Origin of the sequence: Halomonas sp. MES3-P3E (assembly GCF_002836035.1) — a bacterium.
In the GTDB taxonomy this organism is placed as follows: domain Bacteria; phylum Pseudomonadota; class Gammaproteobacteria; order Pseudomonadales; family Halomonadaceae; genus Vreelandella; species Vreelandella arctica.
Map to the genome: position 1 here is coordinate 1 of NZ_PJBT01000014.1, position 22,394 is coordinate 22,394.

Annotated in this window: 17 protein-coding genes; 1 reads left to right on the plus strand and 16 read right to left on the minus strand. The window is 57.8% G+C overall.

Going from position 1 to position 22,394, the window contains the following annotated elements:
• The 8 genes from CXF87_RS03885 to CXF87_RS03920 form a co-directional block, all read right to left on the minus strand.
• Positions 1–259: transposase (locus CXF87_RS03885; RefSeq protein WP_157826467.1), on the minus strand; the 259-nt coding region annotated here is incomplete at its 3' end.
• A 373-nt stretch (positions 260–632) separates the two neighbouring features.
• Positions 633–1,499, minus strand: a complete 867-nt coding sequence (gene purU, locus CXF87_RS03890) for a formyltetrahydrofolate deformylase (protein WP_101145554.1) — start codon at positions 1,497–1,499, stop codon at positions 633–635.
• 75 nt (positions 1,500–1,574) lie between these two features.
• Positions 1,575–2,210: a sarcosine oxidase subunit gamma gene (locus CXF87_RS03895; protein ID WP_101145555.1), complete on the minus strand. Its 636-nt coding sequence runs from the start codon at positions 2,208–2,210 to the stop codon at positions 1,575–1,577.
• Positions 2,203–5,253, minus strand: coding sequence for a sarcosine oxidase subunit alpha family protein (locus CXF87_RS03900; RefSeq protein ID WP_101145556.1), 3,051 nt, complete (start codon positions 5,251–5,253; stop codon positions 2,203–2,205). Before CXF87_RS03900 ends, CXF87_RS03895 begins: the two co-directional genes overlap by 8 nt.
• Complete coding sequence (locus CXF87_RS03905; RefSeq protein ID WP_101145557.1) at positions 5,250–5,591, minus strand: sarcosine oxidase subunit delta; 342 nt, start codon at positions 5,589–5,591, stop codon at positions 5,250–5,252. Before CXF87_RS03905 ends, CXF87_RS03900 begins: the two co-directional genes overlap by 4 nt.
• Before the next feature lie 24 nt (positions 5,592–5,615).
• Positions 5,616–6,866 carry a sarcosine oxidase subunit beta family protein gene (locus tag CXF87_RS03910; protein WP_101145558.1) on the minus strand — a complete coding sequence of 417 codons (1,251 nt, stop codon included), beginning with the start codon at positions 6,864–6,866 and terminating at the stop codon, positions 5,616–5,618.
• 12 nt (positions 6,867–6,878) lie between these two features.
• The gene (glyA, locus tag CXF87_RS03915; RefSeq protein WP_101145559.1) at positions 6,879–8,192 is read right to left on the minus strand and encodes a serine hydroxymethyltransferase; all 1,314 of its coding nucleotides are present in this window, start codon (positions 8,190–8,192) and stop codon (positions 6,879–6,881) included.
• Between the two features lie 297 nt (positions 8,193–8,489).
• A complete protein-coding gene (locus CXF87_RS03920) occupies positions 8,490–9,596 on the minus strand; it encodes a hybrid-cluster NAD(P)-dependent oxidoreductase (RefSeq protein WP_101145616.1) in 1,107 nt (368 codons plus the stop codon).
• A 363-nt stretch (positions 9,597–9,959) separates the two neighbouring features.
• On the opposite strand from CXF87_RS03920, the gene CXF87_RS03925 reads away from it, so the two are divergent.
• Positions 9,960–11,246, plus strand: coding sequence for an aromatic ring-hydroxylating oxygenase subunit alpha (locus CXF87_RS03925; protein ID WP_101145560.1), 1,287 nt, complete (start codon positions 9,960–9,962; stop codon positions 11,244–11,246).
• Between the two features lie 64 nt (positions 11,247–11,310).
• Here CXF87_RS03925 and fdhF read toward each other — a convergent pair whose 3' ends face one another.
• The 8 genes from fdhF to CXF87_RS03965 all read right to left on the minus strand — a co-directional run bounded on the left by fdhF (position 11,311) and on the right by CXF87_RS03965 (position 22,327).
• Entirely contained in the window at positions 11,311–14,172 is a 2,862-nt protein-coding gene (gene fdhF, locus CXF87_RS03930) for a formate dehydrogenase subunit alpha (protein ID WP_232774606.1), read from the minus strand.
• Between the two features lie 11 nt (positions 14,173–14,183).
• Positions 14,184–15,884 (minus strand): NADH-ubiquinone oxidoreductase-F iron-sulfur binding region domain-containing protein, encoded by a 1,701-nt coding sequence (locus CXF87_RS03935; protein WP_232774607.1) that lies wholly within the window; start codon positions 15,882–15,884, stop codon positions 14,184–14,186.
• A 284-nt stretch (positions 15,885–16,168) separates the two neighbouring features.
• Complete coding sequence (locus CXF87_RS03940; RefSeq protein ID WP_101145562.1) at positions 16,169–17,425, minus strand: ISL3 family transposase; 1,257 nt, start codon at positions 17,423–17,425, stop codon at positions 16,169–16,171.
• Between the two features lie 384 nt (positions 17,426–17,809).
• A complete protein-coding gene (locus CXF87_RS03945; protein ID WP_101145563.1) occupies positions 17,810–18,841 on the minus strand; it encodes a leucyl aminopeptidase in 1,032 nt (343 codons plus the stop codon).
• 177 nt (positions 18,842–19,018) lie between these two features.
• On the minus strand, positions 19,019–19,723 hold the full coding sequence (locus tag CXF87_RS03950; protein WP_101145564.1) for an ABC transporter ATP-binding protein: 705 nt from the start codon (positions 19,721–19,723) through the stop codon (positions 19,019–19,021).
• A 2-nt stretch (positions 19,724–19,725) separates the two neighbouring features.
• A complete protein-coding gene (locus tag CXF87_RS03955; RefSeq protein ID WP_101145566.1) occupies positions 19,726–20,472 on the minus strand; it encodes an ABC transporter ATP-binding protein in 747 nt (248 codons plus the stop codon).
• Complete coding sequence (locus tag CXF87_RS03960; RefSeq protein ID WP_198555997.1) at positions 20,469–21,458, minus strand: branched-chain amino acid ABC transporter permease; 990 nt, start codon at positions 21,456–21,458, stop codon at positions 20,469–20,471. The genes CXF87_RS03955 and CXF87_RS03960 overlap by 4 nt, the downstream gene beginning before the upstream one ends.
• Positions 21,455–22,327: a branched-chain amino acid ABC transporter permease gene (locus tag CXF87_RS03965; protein ID WP_101145567.1), complete on the minus strand. Its 873-nt coding sequence runs from the start codon at positions 22,325–22,327 to the stop codon at positions 21,455–21,457. Before CXF87_RS03965 ends, CXF87_RS03960 begins: the two co-directional genes overlap by 4 nt.
• Positions 22,328–22,394 lie beyond the last annotated feature (67 nt).

Genomic DNA, 22,394 nt, shown 5'->3' on the forward strand with positions numbered 1-22,394 from the left:
AGATGCCTTTTTCCATCTCAATGTCACGGATGCGCTTTTCAAGCTCGCGAATCCTGAGCTGATCGGGTGTCATGGGCGTAGCTTTAGGGCTTTGGCCATCACGCTCTTGGCGTAACTGACGAACCCATTTATCCATGCTCGAATACCCCACATTCATGGCTTCAGCCGCTTCTCTAACTGTATAGTTTTGATCAACGACTAGCTGTGCTGCTTCGAGCCGGAATTCAGGGCTAAAGTTACGTTTTGGTCTTGTTGCCATGCTGCCACCTAGTGATGTCTTGGTGCATATTAGCACCTCTAATTAGGTGGCCAAATTCACTATGCCACTACAAAGACACTGATAGGCATTGGCTCACCTTTTGAGATTTAAATAGGAGAAATCAGGCGACGCCTGAGATTTACAGAATCATTAATGTGGCGATAAATACTTTTCATCATCTTTCTTGATAGTTTTTATACTTATCAAACAGCACTGTTAAAAAAACAGCGCTATTAAAACAAACGGACTATTAAGCACGTCAAATAAAGGGTTTCTTAGCACGCTAAAATAAGCCTGTTCCTAGCGATAGCAACCCCATTATAAAAACGCACTTTAAACATCAGCGTTAATTAAATACGTATTATGAAAAGCATTAATTACCAAAAACCACCGTGCGCCCTGAATAGAAAAACACACGGCGTTCTAAGTGATAGCTAATCGCCCTGGCCAACGTTAAGCACTCGATATCACGCCCCTTGGCAACCAGATCCTCAGGATAATGGGTGTGATCCACAGGCTCGACACCTTGGGCAATAATCGGCCCTTCATCAAGGTCATTATTAATATAATGCGCCGTTGCGCCGACCAGCTTAACCCCTTTCTCATACGCTTGGTGATAAGGCTTAGCGCCTTTAAAACCAGGTAGCAAAGAGTGATGAATATTAATCGCCCGCCCTGCTAACAGTTCACACATGGAGGGCGAAAGCACCTGCATGTATCTTGCCAGCACTACCAGTTCCGCATCGGTTTCCGCAATGATGTCGCGTACTCGCGATTCCTGCTGCAATTTCGTCTCGGGGCTGATCGGCAGGTAGTGGTAGGGCAAATCGTGCCATGCTGCCAATGGCTCCAGATCAGGATGATTGGAAATCACCGCTTTGATATCCAGAGGAAGCTGCCCTGTCCGATAACGGTAGAGCAGATCATTCAAGCAGTGATCGGCCTTGGAGACCATAATCACAGTGCCGGTGCGTTTGCCAGGGGCCGTCAATTCGAACTGCATATCGAATTCGCTTGCCCGCGCTGAAAAATCGGTGTGAAAGCGCTCTTCATGAAACTCATCTTGCTCTGGGCGAAACTCGGCGCGAATGAAAAAGCGCCCGCCGAGCCGATCATCGAAAGAGTTGAGTTCAGTGATATAGCACTGCTGCTCTTTTAGAAAGCGGGTGACGACGTCCACCGTTCCCAAGCGACTAGGGCATTGGGCGGCAAGTATCCAGGTATCGCTCATTCGGCTCATAGTGCATGCTTCTCAGTTAGCGGCAGACCGTTGCGGAAGATCATAGCGGCCGGAACAGCGCTCCGGCCTGCCCGCTTATTGTTGTACGTTAATGCCGAATTCTGCCCCGGCATCCAGCAACCAGCGGTAGCAGTAGTCGGCAAAGCTGCGCCGCACCACTAACTCCCAACGCTCGTCACTGGGACGACGAAGAATAGTGGTCGCCTTAGCGAAGACGGTAGTGACACCTTTCCCCACCGGGAAATTGCTGGGGTGAACATCGTAGATCACCGTTTTCATCAATAGCTCTCGGGCTGCTTCGCCGGAAAGCTCTAATAGCGTCTGGCCGCCGCTGACGTCGCTAATCGCGAAGTGGGCACTGCCCAATTGCTCGCGCAGCTTGGTCTCCAGTGGAAACTCTTCGCCACCTGGCACGATGACCAGCCACTCGTCCGGGGAGAGCCACTGGATAGAACGTTCACCGCTGGCATCTTGTACCAACGTCTGGGGTTGCCCAGGCAAGCTGATTCCCAGCACGTCGCGCACCGCCTCGTCGAGCACGATGGCACCACCCCGTAGGATCAAATGCCCAAGCATTGCCCGCTCGCGTAGCTGAAGCCGGCTTGGGCCGCCGGCCTGGGGCGCACCGCTGCGACGATAGCTATAGGCTAACGGGGATTCTACCGGGATAGCGGTATCAGTACGGGTGTCGAAAGTGGCCGCGTTAGACATGCTGGCGCTCTCCCTTGGGGTCGTAGAAAATGGTGCTGACGATTTCAGCCTCATGGGTTTGCCCATCCGCCATGGGCAGGTAAACCGTTTCACCCAACTTCTGATGGCCACCCTTAACCACCGCTAGCGCAAACCCTGAATCCAGAATCGGGCTGTAGTAGCTGGAGGTAACATGCCCCACCATCGGCATAGGAATCGCATGCTTGGGATCAAGCACGATCTGAGCGCCCTCTTCGAGGATCACCTTCGGATCCTTGGGCCGGAGCCCCACCAACTGCTTGCGGTTTTCGCGTTTGGTGTCACTGCGCGTCAGGGCCCGCTTGCCAATCCATGAGTAGGGCTTGTCGTAGCCTACGCACCACTGCATGCCCAGGTCTTCCGGCGTCACGGAGCCGTCGGTTTCCTGACCCACGATGATGAAGCCCTTTTCAGCGCGCAGAACGTGCATGGTTTCGGTGCCATAGGGCGTCAAGCCGTACTTCTCGCCATGCTTGAACAGGGTCTGCCACACATGCATGGCGTAGTTTGCCTGAACGTTGATCTCGAAGGTCAGCTCGCCGGTAAAGGAGATGCGAAAGACCCGTGCAGGCACCCCCGCCACTTTCCCGGATCGCCAATCCATAAACTTAAAGCTATCGCGGTCAAGATCGAGATCACTGATCTCAGCGAGCAGCTTGCGCGCTTCCGGGCCGGTGATCGTCATGGTGGCCCAGTGGTCAGTCACTGAAGAGAAGTAGACATCCAGTTCCGGCCATTCGGTCTGATGCCACAACTCCAGCCACTCGAGGATGGCCGCCGCGCCACCGGTGGTGGTGGTCATCAAAAAGTGATTTTCAGCCAGACAGCTGGTCACGCCGTCATCGGTGACCATGCCATCGTCTTTGCACATCAGGCCGTAGCGGCACTTGCCGACTGCCAGCTTCTCCCACTTGTTGGTGTAAATCCGCGCCAGGAACTCACGCGCATCTGGCCCTTGAATATCGATCTTGCCAAGCGTCGAGGCATCGAGGATACCGACCTTCTCGCGCACGGCCAGACACTCACGAGCCACTGCCTCGTGCATCGTCTCAGTCTTGCCATTCACCTTCTGTGGGTAGTACCAGGGGCGCTTCCACTGGCCGACGTCCTCGAACTCGGCGCCACGCTCCACGTGCCACTGGTGAAGCGCGGTGTAGCGTTCGGGATCGAACAAATCACGGCAGTGGCGACCGACGATGGCGCCGAAGGTCACCGGGGTATAGTTGGGACGGAACACCGTGGTGCCCACCTCGGGAATGGAGCGATTCAAGCAACGGGCGGCAATCGCCATGCCGTTGATGTTGCCCAGCTTGCCCTGATCCGTACCGAAGCCCATCGCGGTATAGCGCTTGATGTGCTCGATGGACTCGAAGCCCTCCCGGGTCGCCAGCTCGATGCCCGCCGCGGTGACGTCGTTCTGTAGGTCGACGAACTGCTTGGGGCCGCGCAGCGTGGGCTTCTCGTGAGGCACCTGGAAGAGCGCCACCGCAGGCCCTTGCTGCAGACGTTCAGCGCTCGGCAGAGTGACCGTCTGAACGGCATGGCCCATGGCGGCCGCTGCCTTGATGCCCGCCTCGACACCTTCCGCCAGCACGTCTCCCAGCGCATAGCAGCCGTTGGCACCGCCACACGCCTGAACGCCCTTCACCAGCCCCGGCACGAAGCCGAGAATATCGTCGCGCCAGGTAGGCCGCGCGCCAGTGTGGGATGCCAAGTGAATCACCGGGCTGTAGCCGCCGGAGCTGGCGATGGTGTCGCAGGCCAACTCCTGAACCGGGCCGGTCACTTTGAAAGCGTCAATATCAATCTTGGCGACCCGCGCTGCAGTAACCCTATTGCTGCCCTTCGCCTCGATAACGGCGCTGCCCGTAATAATCTTGATGCCCTGGGCGCGAGCGGTATCGACCCAATCGCCCACCGGCGCCTCGCGGGCGTCCACGATAGCGACGACCTCACAGCCAGCCTCTTTCCAGTCCAGGGCAGCGCGGTAGCCGTAGTCGTTGCTGGTGGAGAGTACCAGCTTGCGGCCCGGCGCCACACCGTAGCGGCGTATATAGGTCGACACAGCGCCAGCCAACAGATTGCCCGGCACGTCGTTACCCGCATAAACCAGCGGCCGCTCATGAGCGCCCGTAGCTAAAATCACCTGACCAGCGCGCACCCGGTGTAGGCGGGCACGCACTTGACGGTAACCATTGATGACAGGGGCCGTTTCGCCAAGGTGCTCGGTACGCCGCTCATGCAAAGTCACAAAATTGTGATCGTGATAACCGTTGACCGTAGTGCGCGGCAGCAGCGTGACGTTCGCACATCCGGACAATTCTTCAAGCACTTGAGCAACCCACTGATCCGCTGGCTTACCATCCAGGGTTTCGCGGCTATCCAACAGCGAGCCGCCCATCTCTTCTTGCTCATCGGCAACGATGACCCGAGCACCGCTGCGCGCCGCCGCCAGACCCGCCGCCAGACCCGCCGCACCTGCGCCGACGACCAGCACATCGCAGTGCTGATTGAAGTGATCATAGCTGTCAGGATCGGCTTCCATGGGGCTGCGCCCTAAACCAGCGGCTTTACGAATGTACTTCTCGTAGGTCAGCCACATCGACGCTGGGGCCATAAAGGTCTTGTAATAGAACCCCGGTGGCATAAATTGCCCGCACAGCTTGCCAACCAAGCCCATTAGGTCGCGCTGCACGTTCGGCCAGCCATTGGTGCTACAGGCGGTCAAGCCGTCAAATAACGCCTGCTGGGTGGCGCGTACGTTGGGCACTTGGGCCGCTTCGCTGCTACCCAACTGCACGATGGCATTCGGCTCTTCAGCACCGGCGGCAACGATGCCGCGAGGCCGCGAGTATTTAAAGCTGCGGTTGACGATATCCACGCCGTTAGCCAGCAGCGCCGAGGCCAGGGTATCCCCTGGGTGTCCTTGGTAACGCTGACCGTTAAAGGTAAAGCTCAACGTGCGGGAGCGGTCGATGCGCCCGCCCGTGTTAAGGCGGAACATTTGTTGCTTGGACTGGCTCATGCCCGCACTCCTTCTTGTTGGCTTACCGCGGCGGCCTCGCGAGGCTTAGCCTGGCTGTCGGCAGTAACCGACGGCTGCTCGCCCATTTTGTAAGTCTCGAGAATCTCGTAGCTCACAGTGTGACGCGTCATGTTGAAGAACTTCCGACAGCCCACCGCGTGCACCCACATTTCATGGTGTACGCCACGGGGGTTGTCGCGGAAAAACAGGTAGTTACCCCACTCTTCGTCACTACACGCCTCGGGTTCCTTGGGGCGCTCGATATGCGCCTGGCCCTTGGGGTGAAACTCCTCTTCCTCACGGTGTTCGCCGCAGTAGGGGCAGTAGATATAGAACATGCGAATACTCCTCTCGTATGAACCCTAGTGGGCCACGCCAGCAGCGCCGTGCTCGTCGATCAGCGCACCGCTGTGGAAGCGGAACATGGAGAACGGCTCGGCGATGGGATGCATTTCCCCCTTGGCCAGGCTGGCGGCGAACACATGCCCCGACCCTGGCGTCGCCTTGAAGCCGCCGGTGCCCCAACCGCAGTTGAAGTACAGCCCTTTCACCGGTGTTTTGGAGATGATCGGGCAAGCGTCGGGGCAGGTATCGACGATGCCGCCCCACTGGCGGTTCATGCGCACCCGAGAGAAGATCGGGAACATCTCGACGATCGCCTGAAGGGTATGTTCCACGGTGGGATAACTGCCACGTTGCCCATAGCCGTTATAGCCGTCGATGCCCGCACCGATGACTAGGTCACCCTTGTCGGACTGGCTGATGTAGCCATGCACCTGGTTGGACATCACCACCGTATCGAGAATAGGTTTGATCGGTTCGGACACCAGCGCCTGCAATGGATGGGATTCCAGCGGTAAGTTAAAACCTCCCATCTTAGCCAGCACGCTGGAATTACCGGCGGCCACGCAGCCCACGGTCTTGGCCTCGATGTCGCCACGGTTGGTGTGTACGCCGTAGATCTGACCGTCACGAATCTTGAAACCGGTGACTTCGGTCTGCTGAAGGATATCCACGCCATGGGCATCGGCGCCGCGGGCATAGCCCCAGGCCACGGCGTCGTGGCGCGCCACCCCGGCGCGCGGTTGCCATGAAGCGCCCATCACCGGGTAGCGAGCATTCTTGGAGCAGTCCATGATCGGCACCAACGCCTGTACGCCCTTAGCATCCAGCACCTCGCCATCGATACCGTTCAGGCGGTTGGCGTTAACCCGGCGTTGGATATCGCGCATGTCCTGCAGGGTATGCCCGAGATTGAGCACCCCTCGCTGCGAGAACATCACGTTATAGTTCAGATCCTGCGAGAGCCCTTCCCACAATTTCATGGCATGTTCGTAAAGGACGGCCGATTCGTCCCATAAATAGTTGGAACGCACGATAGTGGTATTACGGGCGGTGTTGCCGCCGCCCAGCCAACCTTTCTCAATCACCGCCACGTTTTTGACGCCGAACTCTTTCGCCAGGTAGTAGGCCGTGGCCAAGCCGTGGCCGCCACCGCCGACGATGATTACATCGTACTGTTTCTTGGGCGTGGGATTACGCCACTGGCGCTCCCAGTTCTCATGGTGGCTCAGCGCGTGCTTGACCAGGCCGAAGCCGGAATAACGTTGCATAGTGGTCTCCTCTCAAGCAATGGATTCGACGGCTTCAGCAGCAGATTCAGCGTAAACAGGATGCCGGACACACACGTCAGCCACCTTGGCTTGCACTTTAGCTTCAATGGAAGCGGTGTCTTTGCCTGCGGCCAGCTCATCCAAAATGTCGCAAATCCATCCCGCCAACTCACTACACTCTTGGGCATCGAAACCACGCGTGGTGACCGCCGGGGTACCAATACGCAGGCCGGACGTTACGAAGGGGCTCTGAGGGTCGTTGGGCACCGTGTTCTTATTGACTGTGATATGCGCACGGCCTAGTGCTGCATCCGCATCCTTACCGGTAATGCCCTGGCGGATAAGGGAGACAAGAAAGAGGTGGTCATCGGTACCACCAGACACAACGTCATAGCCGCGCTCAACGAACACATGGGCCATCGCCCGCGCGTTATCAATCACCTGCTGTTGGTAGCGCACAAACTCCTGGTTCATGGCCTCCTTAAAAGCTACCGCCTTGGCGGCGATCACATGCATCAACGGGCCGCCCTGCTGGCCTGGGAACACGGCCCCATTAAGCTTTTTGTAGAGCGCTTCGTCGCCATGGGCAGAGAGAATCAAACCACCCCGGGGGCCACGCAGCGTTTTGTGGGTCGTCGTGGTCACCACATGCGCAAATGGGAGCGGGCTTGGGTAGAGGCCAGCGGCAACCAAGCCAGCAACATGCGCCATATCGACCATCAACCAAGCGCCCACTTCATCGGCGATAGTGCGAAAACGCCGCCAGTCCACTACGCGTGAGTAAGCAGAGAATCCCGCAATGATCATCTTCGGCTGATGTTCACGCGCCAGGCGCTCAACTTCTTCATAGTCGATCTCGCCGGTTTCCGGCTTGAGGCCATACTGTACGGCGTTGTAGTGCTTACCCGAGAAGTTAGGGGCCGCGCCATGGGTTAAGTGGCCGCCGTGGGCCAAGCTCATCCCCAACACGGTATCCCCCGGAGAGACCAGCGCCATGAAAACGGCGGCATTAGCCTGAGCCCCAGAATGTGGCTGCACATTGGCATAGTTGGCGCTAAACAGATTACAAGCTCGCTCAATGGCGAGAGCTTCAACCTTGTCAACGAACTCACACCCGCCGTAGTAACGGCGACCTGGATAACCTTCTGCATACTTGTTGGTCAGCTGTGTACCTTGCGCTTCCATCACAAGTTTACTGGTGTAATTTTCGGAGGCGATCAATTCAATATGCGCTTCTTGGCGAACCGTTTCTTCAGCAATTGCCTCAGCAAGCAACGAGTCGTAATTGGCCAAGCGGGCGTTGGGCGAAAAATTATTTTGAAGCATTACCGCCTCCTGATGAGTCACTTTTTTATTAAGTGCTGGACATACTCTTTAATGCTGATAAACCCAGGTCGCTTGCAACCAAAGTCCCTATCAACGCGTTGTTACCGCGATACTATCGTTGGTGTCCGGCCCCAAGATGCTTACCGACGTCACCACGCGATGCATTTGCGACATCCGCATCATTTAGGATGCTTCGTAGAAGGGACGATGACTTATTACCCATAAAAGCAAAGCGCCCTAGACGGGCAGTAACCGTTTAGGGCGCTTAAACCTGGGTAGCAAGGTGCTTGCCGGGGGCTAAAAATCCACCACCAGATCCCCTTTAGGCCGACTACAGCAAGACAGAATGTAGCCCTCTTCAACATCTTCTTCGGTAATACCGCCGTTATGCTCCATTTCCACCTCACCTGATTTGAGCTCTACTCGGCAAGTACCACAAATACCCATACCGCAAGCCTTAGGAATATGCAGACCCAGCTTGGCCGCCGCCGCATGTACCGTCTCACCCGGCTGGATACGGACACTTTTCCCTGATGAGGCGAATTCGATGCTGTGCAAATCGCTGGTGTCGACATTTTCGGCGTCGACCTCTGCCTGTTCGGCCAGCTCACGGACATCTTCACGCACTTCAACCGGCGTAGCACCAAACGACTCTTCATGGTAATGATCCATGTTGAAATTGTTGCTACGCAGAATATTTTTGATGGCGTTCATGTAGGGGGTCGGGCCGCAACAAAAGATCTCCCGCTCCATAAAGTCCGGCACCATGAGTTCGAACAGCGGCTGAGTGAGATAGCCACGGTAGCCAGCCCAAGCCTCACCAATATCTTCCTTGCTCTCGCAAATGATATGCAGCTTGAATTCAGGGATACGCGAAAACATATGCACCAGCTCACGGTGATAAATCACATCACGCGGGGCGCGGGCACTGTGTATGAACTCAACATCGACAGCGGCATTGGTATCGAAAAGCCAGCGCGTCATGGACATCAAGGGCGTAATGCCCACACCGCCAGAGAGAAACAGCACTTTCTCGGCGGGGTAATCAATCGAATTAAAATTACCGACCGGCCCGTGCACGGCCAGCTCATCGCCCACCTTTAGATTGGCGTGTAGCCAATTGGATACCTTGCCCCCCGGCACCTGTTTAACGGTGATTGAAAAGCTGTAAGGGATGGAGGGAGAGCTGGAAATGGTATAGGAGCGCATGATCGGCTGATTATCAATCTCCAGCTCCAGCGTCACGAACTGACCGGGCTTGAAGAAGAACAGCACGGGCTGCTCGGCCATGAAGCAGAACGTGCGCACATCCTGGGTTTCTTGAATCACCTTGACGCAACGCACCTGGTGGCGGCCGTTGGTCCAGGTTTGGGTCGTGACCGGATTGAAAAAATTAGTTGTCATTGTCGCCTCTGCCTGACCAGCCTTCATCACCATGCATCGCCGAACCGTATTTGCGATACGGTCAGCACCTTTGAGCTGCATTTTGGGGACGCGCCTGCCGACCGACTTACCTGACAGCGACTCGCACTTACCTCGTGCCACTCTTTATCGTTTAGAAACCTCTTTTTTCGTCGCCACTACGCCATCTAATGTCGCGGGCAGACAATTGGCAGGCCAGCGCCTGCAACACAATCGGAGCCTGACGTCAGGCCACATTTGAATCAAACGCCAGGTTACGCAACAGAACAACAAGATACGCAATCTTGACTATCGGCCGATTCGCAGCCCTTGAGGGGGGAGCGGAGGTTTACGAGGATACTGGTAATGGAAAAAAATGTTTCTAATCGGATGGATGATCCACTCACTACAGCTCGTGACTCAACGGTTCAGATGCTGCAAGAAAGAGGACGTACCTTTTCGCTTCCACAGCCGTTTTACAACGATGCCCGCCTGTTCGCTCTTGATGTGCAAGAGGTCTTCGAAAAGGAGTGGCTGTTTGCCGGCATGACATGCGAGATCCCTACCAAGGGTAATTTCATGACATTGGATATTGGCAATAATCCCATCGTCATCGTGCGCGGCAGTGAAGGCGCTATTCATGCGTTTCACAATGTTTGCCGCCACCGCGGTTCGCGCCTTTGTGTAAAGGATAAGGGTAAAGTTGCAAAGCTCGTCTGTCCGTATCACCAGTGGACCTATGAACTTGATGGCCGCTTGTTGTTTGCCGGTAGCGATATGGGCACTAACTTCAATCTCGATCAATTTGGCCTCAAACCGGTCAACGTGCATACAGCCGGAGGCTTCATCTTTATCAACCTGAGCGATGAACCGCCTGCGATTGATGATTTTCTGCAAACGCTTGAGCATTACCTTGAGCCGTACCAAATGGACAACGTCAAGGTTGCCGTCGAGTCCAGTATCGTCGAGCAAGCCAACTGGAAGCTGGTGATTGAAAACAACCGCGAGTGTTATCACTGCAACGGCGCTCACCCCGAGTTGCTGAACTCGCTGCAGGAGTTTGATGACACCGACGACCCGCGCGCATCGCCCGCCTACAAAGCGTTGGTGGCCCGCAAACAGGCCGACTGGGATCGGGAGCAGGTTCCCCACCAGTTGACGCGGCTTGGCAGGCGCAACCGCTTGACCCGCACGCCGCTGCTGGATGGCATTGTGTCGATGACGATGGACGGCAAACCGGGCTGTCAGAAGCTGATGGGCCGCTTATCAAACCCTGACATGGGCTCCCTGCGCATTCTGCACCTGCCCAACTCATGGAACCATTTCATGGGCGATCACGCGGTGGTCTTTCGCGTGCTACCGCTTGGCCCGCAGCAAACCGTGGTGACCACCAAGTGGCTGGTTCACAAGGACGCCGTGGAAGGCGTTGACTACGACCCCGAAAAGTTGCGCCGCGTGTGGGATGCGACCAACGACCAGGACCGCCAACTCGCCGAGGAGAACCAGCGTGGCATTAACTCCAAGGCTTACCAACCCGGCCCATATTCCGAGACCTACGAGTTCGGTGTTATCGACTTTATCGACTGGTACGCTGCTCGTATGCTTGAGAATTTAGAACACGATGCGCCGACGCTGCATTTAGCTCAGGGCTGAGGTTTTCAGAATTATCAAAAAACCTGACCCGCTAATGCGGGCCAGGCTGTAGTGGTCAAGTGCTTTAGACAGTTAACGACGCCTCTAGATGGGTAGAGCTGCGGCTCAACCGGCAAGCGGCATACTTGAACTCCGGTATCTTGCCGAACGGGTCCAGCGCCGGGTTGGTCAAGAGATTCGCCGCTGCTTCCCCGTAACAGAAAGGCACGAAGACCATACCTTCGGGCATCCCAGAATCCGTTCTCGCCTTGAGGGTAATGGAGCCTCGCCGGGTGGTGATTGTTAGCTCATCGCCCGGCGCCATCCCCAGCCGGATAAACTCAGCAGGTGCTAAGCTCGCCACGGCTTCCGGCTCCAGATCATCAAGCACTTTGGCACGACGGGTCATGGAACCGGTGTGCCAGTGCTCCAGCTGACGCCCGGTGGTCAGTACCGTTGGGTAGTCATTGTCGACCGGCTCATCCGGGGGCAGCGGCCGCGTGGGCGCGAATTTCGCCCGGCCGCTGGCGGTGGGGAAGGCGTCGCTGAAGACCACGTCGTGCCCCGGTGCGTCTTCCGCTGGGCAGGGGTAGGTCACTGACTGCTCGCGCTCCAGACGCTCCCAGGAGATATTGTCGAGGGAGGCCATCCCTTGCTTCATCTCGGCGAAGACGTCCCGCGGGTGCTGGTAGTGCCAGCCCAGGCCGAAGCGTTTGGCGATTTCCTGAATGATCCACCAGTCCGGCTTGGCCTGGCCGGGGAGCGGCACCGCCGCACGCCCCAGCTGTACCTGACGATTCGTATTGGTAACCGACCCATCCTTCTCCGGCCAGGCAGAGGCAGGCAGGATGACATCGGCGAACTGGGCGGTCTCAGTGACAAACAGATCCTGCACCACCAGATGTTCCAGCTTGGCCAGGGCAGCCCGCGCATGGGCGAGATCCGGGTCGGACATGGCCGGGTTTTCGCCTTGGATGTACATGCCACGAATAGTGCCTGCGGTAATGGCATCCATGATTTCCACCACGGTGAGGCCGGGCGTGGAATCCAGCTTGGTATTCCACAGCTCTTCAAACGCCGCGCGCACCTGGGCGTCGCTGACCGGCTGGTAGTCCGGCATCACCATGGGAATCAGCCCGGCATCAGACGCCCCTTGAACGTTGTTCTGCCCCCGCAAAGGGTGCAGGCCGGTGCCAGGTCGTCCAGTCTGACCGCAGGCCAATGCCAGCGAAATCAGGCAGCGGGCATTATCTGTTCCGTGGGTGTGCTGGGAAATACCCATGCCCCAGAAAATCATCGCCCGCTCGGCGTTGGCGTAGAGCCGTGCCACCTCGCGGATGGTCTCGGGCTCGACGCCGCACAGGCCGCTCATCGCTTCGGGGGTCATGTCCACCGTGTGCGTTTTCAGGGCCTCGAAGCCCTCGGTATGCTCGGCGATATAGGCCGTGTCATAAAGTTCTTCAGTGATGATCACATTGAGAATGGCGTTAAACAGGGCTACATCAGCGCCTGGTGAAAAGCGCACGCTCAAGTGGGCGTAGGCATCCAACGCTTGGCCACGGGGGTCGATAATCACGATCTTGGTGCCGCGTTTGGCGGCCTGCTTGAAGAAGGTGGCCGCCACTGGATGGTTCACTGCCGGGTTGCAGCCGGTAAGAATCACTACATCGGCTTGGCTGGCCTGCATAAAGGAGGCGGTCACCGAGCCTGAGCCAATGCACTCCATGAGTGCCGCTACTGAACTGGCGTGGCACAAACGCGTGCAGTGATCCACATGGTTGGAGCCAAAACCGGTGCGCACCAGCTTCTGGAACAGCCACGCTTCTTCATTGGAACACTTGGCGCTGCCGAACCCCGCCAGGGCGTCAGAACCATGAACCGCCTTGAGACCAACAAGTCCCTTAGCGGCGAAGCCCAGCGCCTCATCCCAGCTGGCCTCGCGAAAATGCGTAAGCGGCTTAGCGGGGTCGAAATCCGGATCGATGCCCTTGGCAACGCCCTCACGACGAATCAGCGGGGTGGTCAGCCGGGAGGGATGGCGCGGATAGTCGTAGCCAAAGCGACCTTTGACACACAGCCGGTTCTGGTTGGAGGGGCCGTCGCGGCCTTCCACATAAAGGATCTCGTCGTCCTTGATATGGTAAGTGAGCTGGCAGCCTACCCCACAGTAGGGGCATACCGAGTCGACCTGGCGGTCGGCCACGGCAGAATCGCCGCGGCCCGCTTGATCGACCAGTGTAGCGGGCATTAGAGCGCCGGTGGGGCAAGCTTGAACGCACTCGCCACAGGCCACGCAGGTGCTATCCCCCATGGGGTCGTCGAAATCAAACACGATCTTGGACGCCGCCCCGCGATGTGCCAAGCCGATAACGTCGTTGACCTGCACCTCGCGACAGGCGCGCACGCACAGGTTGCACTCGATGCAGGCATCAAGATTGACGCGCATGGCAGAGTGGCTGCTGTCCCGCGCCAGGCTGTCAGCCCGGGAAGCCACATGATGCACGGTGGGTGTTTTACGCTCGTCGCGCCGGGGTAGCTTGCGGCGCACCGCCGTGGCATCAATAGCTAGTTGGTCGGCCATGGCCCAGAAATGGCTGGCACGGTCGGGGCTATCCTCCCGCTCGGGTTGGTCGACCAGCAGCATCTCCATGACCATCTTACGGGCCGTGTGAGCGCGTTCGGAGCTTGCACTATTAACCACCATGCCGGGGACTGCTTCGCGCAGACAGCTGGCAGCCAGGGTGCGCTCGCCCTCGATTTCCACCATGCAGGCGCGGCAGTTGCCGTCGGCGCGGTAGCCGCTGGTGTCCTTGAAACACAGGTGAGGAATGGTCTCACCAGCGCGCTTGGCCACCTGCCAGAGACTTTCACCGGGGTGCGCGCTGACCTCAACGCCGTCCAGCGTCAGCGTGAAGCTGGAGCCTAGGGTCTGTTCGCTCATGCTCATGTTCATCTCCCCTACCCCTTGACGATAACGTTCTGGGCGGCAAGTTCGCCGCGAAAATCCTTGAGCAGCCCCAGCACCGGGTTAGGCGCCGCCTGGCCCAGCCCACAGATGGAGGCATCGATCATCACCTGGGAGAGCTGCGTCATCAGCCCGGCATCCCATTCATTGCGCTCGAGCAGGGTGAGCATTTTTTCCGTGCCCACCCGGCACGGGGTGCACTGGCCACAGGATTCATCGGCAAAGAAGGCCAGCAGATTGGTCGCGACCCCGCGCAAATTGTCCTGATCAGAAAGCACGATCACCGCGGCCGAACCGATAAAACAGCCGTGCTCCTGGAGGGTGTCGAAATCGAGGGGAATATCCGCCTTGGCAGCGGGCAAAATACCGCCCGAGGCGCCGCCGGGCAGGTAGGCGGCCAAACGGTGGCCGTCAGCCATACCGCCGCCATACTCGTCAATCAGTTCATTGAGGGTGATGCCCGCTGGCGCTAAATACACACCAGGACGCTTGACCCGGCCCGACACCGAGAAGCTGCGCAGCCCCACGCGGCCGTTGCGCCCTTGGCTGGAGAAGGCGTCAGCGCCGCGCTGCCAGATCATCGGGATCCAGTAGACGGTCTCGACGTTATTGACCAACGTCGGCTGGTCAAAGAGCCCCTTCTGGGCCACAAATGGCGGGCGGTGACGGGGCTTGCCCGGCTTGCCTTCCAGAGACTCGATCATCGCCGACTCTTCGCCGCAGATGTAAGCACCCGCGCCACGGCGCAGCACAATATAGCCCGGCGCCACTAGGCCCGCAGCCTCAAGCTCACCAATCGCTTGGCGCACCACGCCATGCAAGGCCGGGTACTCATCGCGCAGATAGATATACAGCGCCTCGGCCTCTACCGCCCAGGCACTAACCAAGGCGCCTTCAAGAAACTGGTGCGGCGAGCGCTCCAGGTAATAGCGATCCTTAAAGGTACCAGGCTCGCCCTCGTCGGCGTTGATGGCGCAGTAACGCGGGCCCGCCTCCTGGCGTACGAAAGACCACTTCTTGAAGGTAGGAAAACCCGCACCGCCCAGGCCGCGCAGATTGGCCTGCTGCATGGCTTCCATCAGCGCTTCTACTGTAACGCTGCCGTCGTGACAGGCCTGGAGCAAAGCCATACCGCCCTCGCGGCGATAGTTGTCCAATCGCTGCCAGTCGACGGGATCCGGGTGAAAGTGACCCTTTTCGATCACAGACGCGATCCGCGCCTGGGTGGCGAACAACACATGATGATGCCCCACCTCGGCTACCGGTGCCGTATCGCAGCGCCCCATGCAGGGCGCCCGCAGCACCCGTACCTGTTCGGTATCCATGTTCGCGTCCAGCTGTGCTTTAAGCGCCCCGGCACCGGCTAGCTGGCAGGTGAGGGAGTCACAAACGCGGATGGTCACCGCGGGCGGCGGCAGCTGGTCGTCGTGGATGACGTCGAAGTGCGCATAGAAAGTGGTCGTCTCGTAGACGGTCGCCATGGGCAAGTTCATGTAAGCCGCCAAGGCACGCAGTTCCGCCAGCGGCAGATGGCCCCGGGTGTCCTGAATGACATGCAGGTGTTCAATCAGTAAGTCACGGCGGCGCAGCGTGGCGTCCTGGCGTTCGTCGCCCAGCAGCTCACGTAACCCCTCAAGCAGACGGGGATCAAGTTCACGGCCACGGGGTTTACCGCGAAAACTACGTTTAGTCATTACTTTATTGTCATTCATAGTAGCGTGTGATTCTTCACTGTTAAGTTTGATCGAACAACATAACTTCGGTCGCTAGCTGTTCACCTTTATGAGTTTTTTGTAAACCATTAGAATATAAATTAATTTTTAGGCGAAAAGTATGACATTAGATCATGTAGGGAAATCATTATTTAATTTGTATTTAAAAAAATACAGACAGAATTATTTGCGAATAAAGTAAACACATAAAAATGAATATCTATAACAAACAATTACCGCGATTATTTTTGTGGTTCTTCGTCACTTCATGTGGATTTGGCCTGATCGAACAGGCGGCCCACCGGGCTGCCAATCAGGTAGATCATGGCGATGAAGTTCACCTCAGTCCGGTAGCCACGTGCCCGTGACCGAGCCGCCTGAAACAGGCCGTTCATCCCTTCCAATCTTGCGTTCGTTAGCCCTGAGTGCCAGCGTCTAACCACTGCATTAGCGTGCCGCTCGAGCGTTGCCAGGGCCTTCTCCATTGGCTTTAGTAATGGCTTTTCAGAAACCGCCGCCTGCATGACCTTGAGGTAATTCGTGATGCGCCATCGAGCCGCTCTGGGCGTCGGGGCTTTCTGGATACAGCGTAGCTTTTCCTTGATCACCCAGGCATCGGCAGTGGCGCTCTGATCGGCTACCAACGCCTGGAGCGCCGCCAACTGTTTGGGTGTTAGGTTCTCGTTTTCCAAGTTCTTCAGTAGTGCCCAGCGCAGCGACTTGGGGTGTTCCTGCTCGCGGCGCTCTTTCTTGCGTACCTCGTCCAGTCGCTTGGTGACGGTCTGCACGATATGCAACCAGTCGACCGTGACCTCGGCCTTGGGAAGGTACTCGGTCACCCCGCTGAGGAAGGCTGGCGACATGTCGCAGACGACCTCGACCACATTATTCGTATCGCCGCCATGGGTCGCCAGGAAGGCGCTGAAAGCCTTGATGGCGTCCTTGCCGCAGCCTGGGACGGCGAAGACCACTGGTTCCTGCTTGCGCTGCATGTCGAGGAACACCGTGACGTAGCGATGACCGCGCCGGGACGCGGTTTCGTCCACGCCGACAGTCGCCACCTTGGACAGATCCAGTTCCCCCAGCATGCGGCCCACGTAGTGATGCACGATGCGCCATAGTCGTTTGTCGGAAATCTCCAACTGCCGTGAGACAGCCAGCACCGGCATCTCCTTAACCAGTGACATGGCCGCTTGCTCGAACAGCAGGGTGAAGTCGCTGCCCGGCCGCGCCCAGGGCACCTCTATGCGTTTGACGCCATGTTCCGGACACGTCGTGCGAGGCACGCGAGCATACAGGTAACAGTGGTGCTGAAAGAAGTTCAGATGACGCCAGGTTTTGTCGGCAAAGTCGTGAGCTTGACAGGCCTTACCGCATTCCGAACAGGGGTAGAGACTGCCGCGCTCCGCCTCGACATAGAGATCCAGTCGGTGGGGCAACACGGAGGTATCCAGGTGCTGGTTCTTGAGGATCCAGGGCGCTTCCAAGCCCAGGCCGAGAGTTAGAATCTGGGTACCGTCCATGCCATACCTACTGCCGTTGTGGAGTCCATATTCTGGCCCAGCTCAGGGGACAAATTCCACACACAACGTCGAAGAGCCATTTTTGTATGGGTTGCACCAACGCGGCTTCATCGCCCCCTAAGGAGCTCATGCCACCACGACGATCTAAAGCTTGAAAAGCCCCCTTCACATCTTATGACTGCTCGCGGTATGTCTTCGAACCTCAGGACGCCCTGAATAATGATTAGCTCAACACGCTGCTACCCTAGAAATGGAGAAAGGCAAAACCTGCCTAACCTAAAGCTGGACAGGTGAGATTTTGAGTATTATTTACGTACTAAATATGGTACTGAATTGCAAAAGTCCCCAATTGGGGACTTTTACACACCACTTCTTGCTTGCACGTCAGTTTCTGGCCATCTGCAGCTCTTTTACAGCGATATCGCCATCAATCACGATGGGTTCATCATCGAGAAACAACGAGCAATTGCGCATCGGGATATCCAAGTGGCAGGCGGTATCGTTGGTGCCACCTAGTTCACTATTCGGCCCTGTGGAGAACATCACGTTGCCATAAAAGCTGCGCGGCTCCATGCCCATACCACCGGGAAATTCGCCGGGCACCATTCGATGCCATTTGGCATTAGGATTCATCCCCCAGCCAACATGGCTCATACCCAAGCCGCGCGGATCGTTAAAGCTATCCATATAGGATTTCACCAGCTCGGCATCAAGCCCACCGCGTATATCGATAATCCAGCCCTTCTCAATGGTGTAAGTAATCGGCTCTCTGACATACATATTCTGAGGGAGCAGAATGTCACCAGGCGCCACGACGATAGTGCCATCAACGCCATCATCATCACCGCCGGTAAACACAAAGCCAGATGGCCAGTGATCCCACCGTCCCGGCTCATCGGTGCAGGCATATTCAGCAACGGTAGCGTAAGTATTAAGCTGATAGGTAACATCGGTACCGTGGGGCGAGGTGATTCGCATCACCTTGGCTTTTGCCAGTAATTCAGCGGCAATCTCGACCTTTTCTCGTAGCTCTTTTGAAGGCAGCATTCTTGCCAACAGTTCCGGCGGCTCCACCGCCGTTAGAATACGCGTGCCAGCCGCTTGAATCGCCATTTGTTCCGGTGAAAAAAGCAGGAAAATACAGTCGATCAGCATGTCGCAATTCTTAAGCGCCTCTACCGCGTCTGGCATGCTGGCGAGGCCTGTGGCACCCACATTCCAACCGCCCGTCGGTAGTGGGGACGGTAAGCGCATATGGTACATATTAGCACCTAAGCGCTGGCCCGCCGCCATAAACGCATCGGCATACTCAAGGCGTTCATTTCCCTGTGTAAGGATAATGAGCTTCTCGCCTTCATGCACGCCAGACATCTTTAGCTGGTGCAGACATATTTCGGTAAAACTTGCGTGATCCATAAAAACTCCTATGTATGAAAATATACTGATTCTGTTAAATTAATCCTTTGGAAAATTAACAGATGAAGGGTTGTCCTAGAAGCTTCTCGGCTATTGGTTTTTGGCATCGGCATTCCTGGTAGAATATTACGGGGCCCTGAGACAAAAACTCTGAATTTATTGCTAGAGTTAAGGCCATTAACCTCCCAAGTAAGCTCGGCCCACCACGCCATCTTCCATCAGTTCGGCACTGGAGCCGGCGGCGGTGATGCTGCCGTTTTCCAGTAGATAACCGCGCTCAGCAATGGCCAGGCTCTGCTTGGCGTTCTGTTCCACCAGTAGGATGCCGACGCCGGTGTCACGAATATGTTCCAGCAGGTGGAACAGCTCCTTACATACCACCGGCGCCAGGCCCAGGGTGGGCTCGTCCAGCAGCAGGATGGTGGGGCGCGACATCATCGCCCGGCCCATCGACACCATCTGCTGTTCGCCGCCGCTCATGGTGCGCACCTGCTGGCTCAGACGCTCCTTGAGCCGGGGGAACAGCGCGAACACTTCCTCCAGACGTTCTGCCTCGCTCTCCCGCCCGCCGCTGTAGGAGCCGAGCAGCAGATTCTCGCGCACCGTGAGCTCGACGAAATTGCCGCGCCCCTCCGGCACCAATGCCAGCCCGTGGCGCACCAAGTGATGGGGTGGCAGGGCGGAAATGTCCTTGCCATCGATTAGCCGCTGGCCGCTCTGGTTCCATGGCACCATGCCGCCGATCGACTTAAGCATCGAGGACTTGCCCGCGCCGTTAGCACCCAGCACCACGACGATTTCGCCACGCTTTACTTCCAGGCTGGCCTGCGACACTGCCATATGCTTACCGTAGCGCACGGAGAGATTGTTGATCTCCAGCATGCTCAATCCTCCTCGCCGAGATAGGCTTTCTGCACCGCCGAGTCCTTCAGCACGTCCTGAGTAGGACCATTGGCGATGAGCTTGCCGGCGCTCATCACCACGCAGCGCCCGCACAGCGAGCGCACCGCCTCCATCACATGTTCCACCATCAGTATGGAGATGCCAGTTTCCTGCAGCGAATGGATCAGCGCGATGCCCTGACGCAGCTCGGTGGGCGTCAGGCCGGCCAGCCACTCGTCGAGTAGCAGCACCCGTGGCTCCAGCGCCAGCGCGCGGGCCAATTCGAGGCGCTTCTGGTCGATGTAGGTCAGCTCGCTGGCGAGGTTGTCGGCGAGATCCTCCATCTCTATGCGTTGCAGCAGATCATTGGCGCGCTCGGTGGCCTGAGCGCCGCTCAGGCGTGGCCCGGCGAAGGCCAGCGAGGCGACGATGTTCTCTCGTGCGGTCATGCCGGCGGCAACCCGCACCAGCTGGAAGGTGCGGCTAATACCGCTGCGCACGATGCGGTGCGGCTTGTGGCCGGCAATCTCCTGGCCAAGAAAGCGTACCGAGCCGCTGTTCGGCGCGAGATTGCCGGAAATCAGATTGATAACGGTGGTCTTGCCGGAGCCATTCGGCCCTAGCAGTCCAATAATCTCGCCCTCTTCCAAGGCGAAGCTGAGATCGTTGACGGCAACATGGCCACCGAACGACTTGCGTAGGGTATTCACTTCGAGCAAAGCGTTAGTTTCGAGAATTGGTGGGCTCATGGCGCCACCTCCTGGCTTTTCGCCTTTTGGTTAGCTGTCTCATGAGCGCGGCGCTTGACCACCACGGTCTTCTTGCGCTTCATGAAGCGTCCGAGCAGGCCATCGGGAATGAAATATACGATCACGATGAACACCAGTCCGACTAGGATCGAATAGTGGTTGGGGAAGCGCGTGGTGAGTACTTCTAGCAGCAGCACGATGGGCACCGCGCCGACCAGCGGCCCGAGCAGCCGGGATGCACCGCCAAGAAGCGCCATGATTAGCACTAGAAAGGAGATGTTCATATTGAAGGCCACCGAGGGATCGATATAGGTCCAGCGCGGCGCCATGATCGCCCCGGCGATGGCGATGAAGCCGGAACTGACGGCGAACAGCAGAAGCTTTACGAAGGTGATGTTGATCCCCACGTGAGAAGCGATCACCTCATCCTCGCCGATCAGCCGCAGCGCCGTGCCCAGCCGGGTACGGTAAGTCCACCAGCCGGTGAATAGCACCACGGCGAGCAGCGCCGCGAGCTGCCAGTAGATCTGGGCCGAGCTGATGTCGAGGAAGACGTAGCGCACCACCGCGCCGGAGAAGTTCACTTCGTACCAGGTCACCAGCTGGCGGATCAGCTCGGCCAGGCCGAAGGTGAAGATCACGAAGAACACCCCAGAGAGGCGCAGGGTGGCGAGCCCCACCACCAGTGCCAGCAGCACCGCCAGCACGAAGGCGAGCAGCAACACAGCGGGCCAAGGCAGCGCTTCGCCCATCACCGCCACGGTGTAAACCCCTACCCCGTAGAAGGAGGCGGTGGCGAGAGAGACATAACGGGTCGGCCCGGAGAACATCGCCCAGGCGGTGGCCATCACTGCGTACTGGAGCAGGTTCACGCCGATGGAAAGGGTATAGGCCGAAGTTCCGGAGAAAGGCATGGCGACCACGGCGACAAAGAACAGCGCCACGCAGATCCAGCCGACAATGCCCCTATTGAGTCTGGAAGTCATTTTGCAGTCCTCCCGAAGAGTCCGTTGGGCAAGAACAGCAGCACCAGCAGGAACAGCGCATAGTTGGCCGCCAGGGTCAGGCCCGGATCGATATAGCGTGATACTAGCGCCTCGGTGAAGCCGAGCAACATGCCTGCCACCAGGCAGCCCATCAGGTTGCCGATACCGCCCATGATCACCACCACCAGCGCCTTCATGGTGAACAGGACGCCCATGGAGGAGGTGAAGGGCAGGAACATACTGATCAGCACCCCAGAGGCGGCCAGCATCGCCCCGCCGGTGGCGAAGGCGGCAGCGGACACACGGGTCACGTTGATGCCCACCAGTGGCGCGAAGTTCGGCGCGGTGGCAACCGCGCGCATCGCCATGCCCATGCGGGTGCGAGTCATCAGCAGGTAGAGCCCGCCGCCGATCACCACCGCGCACACCAGCACCAGCAACCGGTTGGCAGCGATGTTGGCGCCGAACAGATGCACTGGAAAGGACATGAAGGAGTAGCTGAAGTAGTTGCCGCCGAACATCACCAGCATGATGCCCTGGGCAACGAACAGGATGCCGAAGGTGGCGAGGATGCTATCCACCTCCAGTTGTGCGCCACTACTGGCCCGCTTGACCAGCGGCAGCATCAGTACCTGATAGATGAGCCAGTGCAGGGCGAAGCCCGCCGGCACCATGATAATCAGGCTGAGGATAGGATTGACGCCGAGGTTGACGAGCAGCAAGGCGGCGAAGGAGGCCGCGATCATGAACTCGCCATAGGAGAGATTCATGATGCGGGCCACGCCGAACTGCAGAGTCAGGCCCATGGCGATCAATGCATAGAGCCCGCCCAGCGTCAGCCCGGTGAAAAAGAGATCGATACCGTACATAGAGTCGTGTTCCTGGTTGCACCGGCGCACTGGCGAGCAGGCGAACCCGCCAGCGCTCGGTTACCTG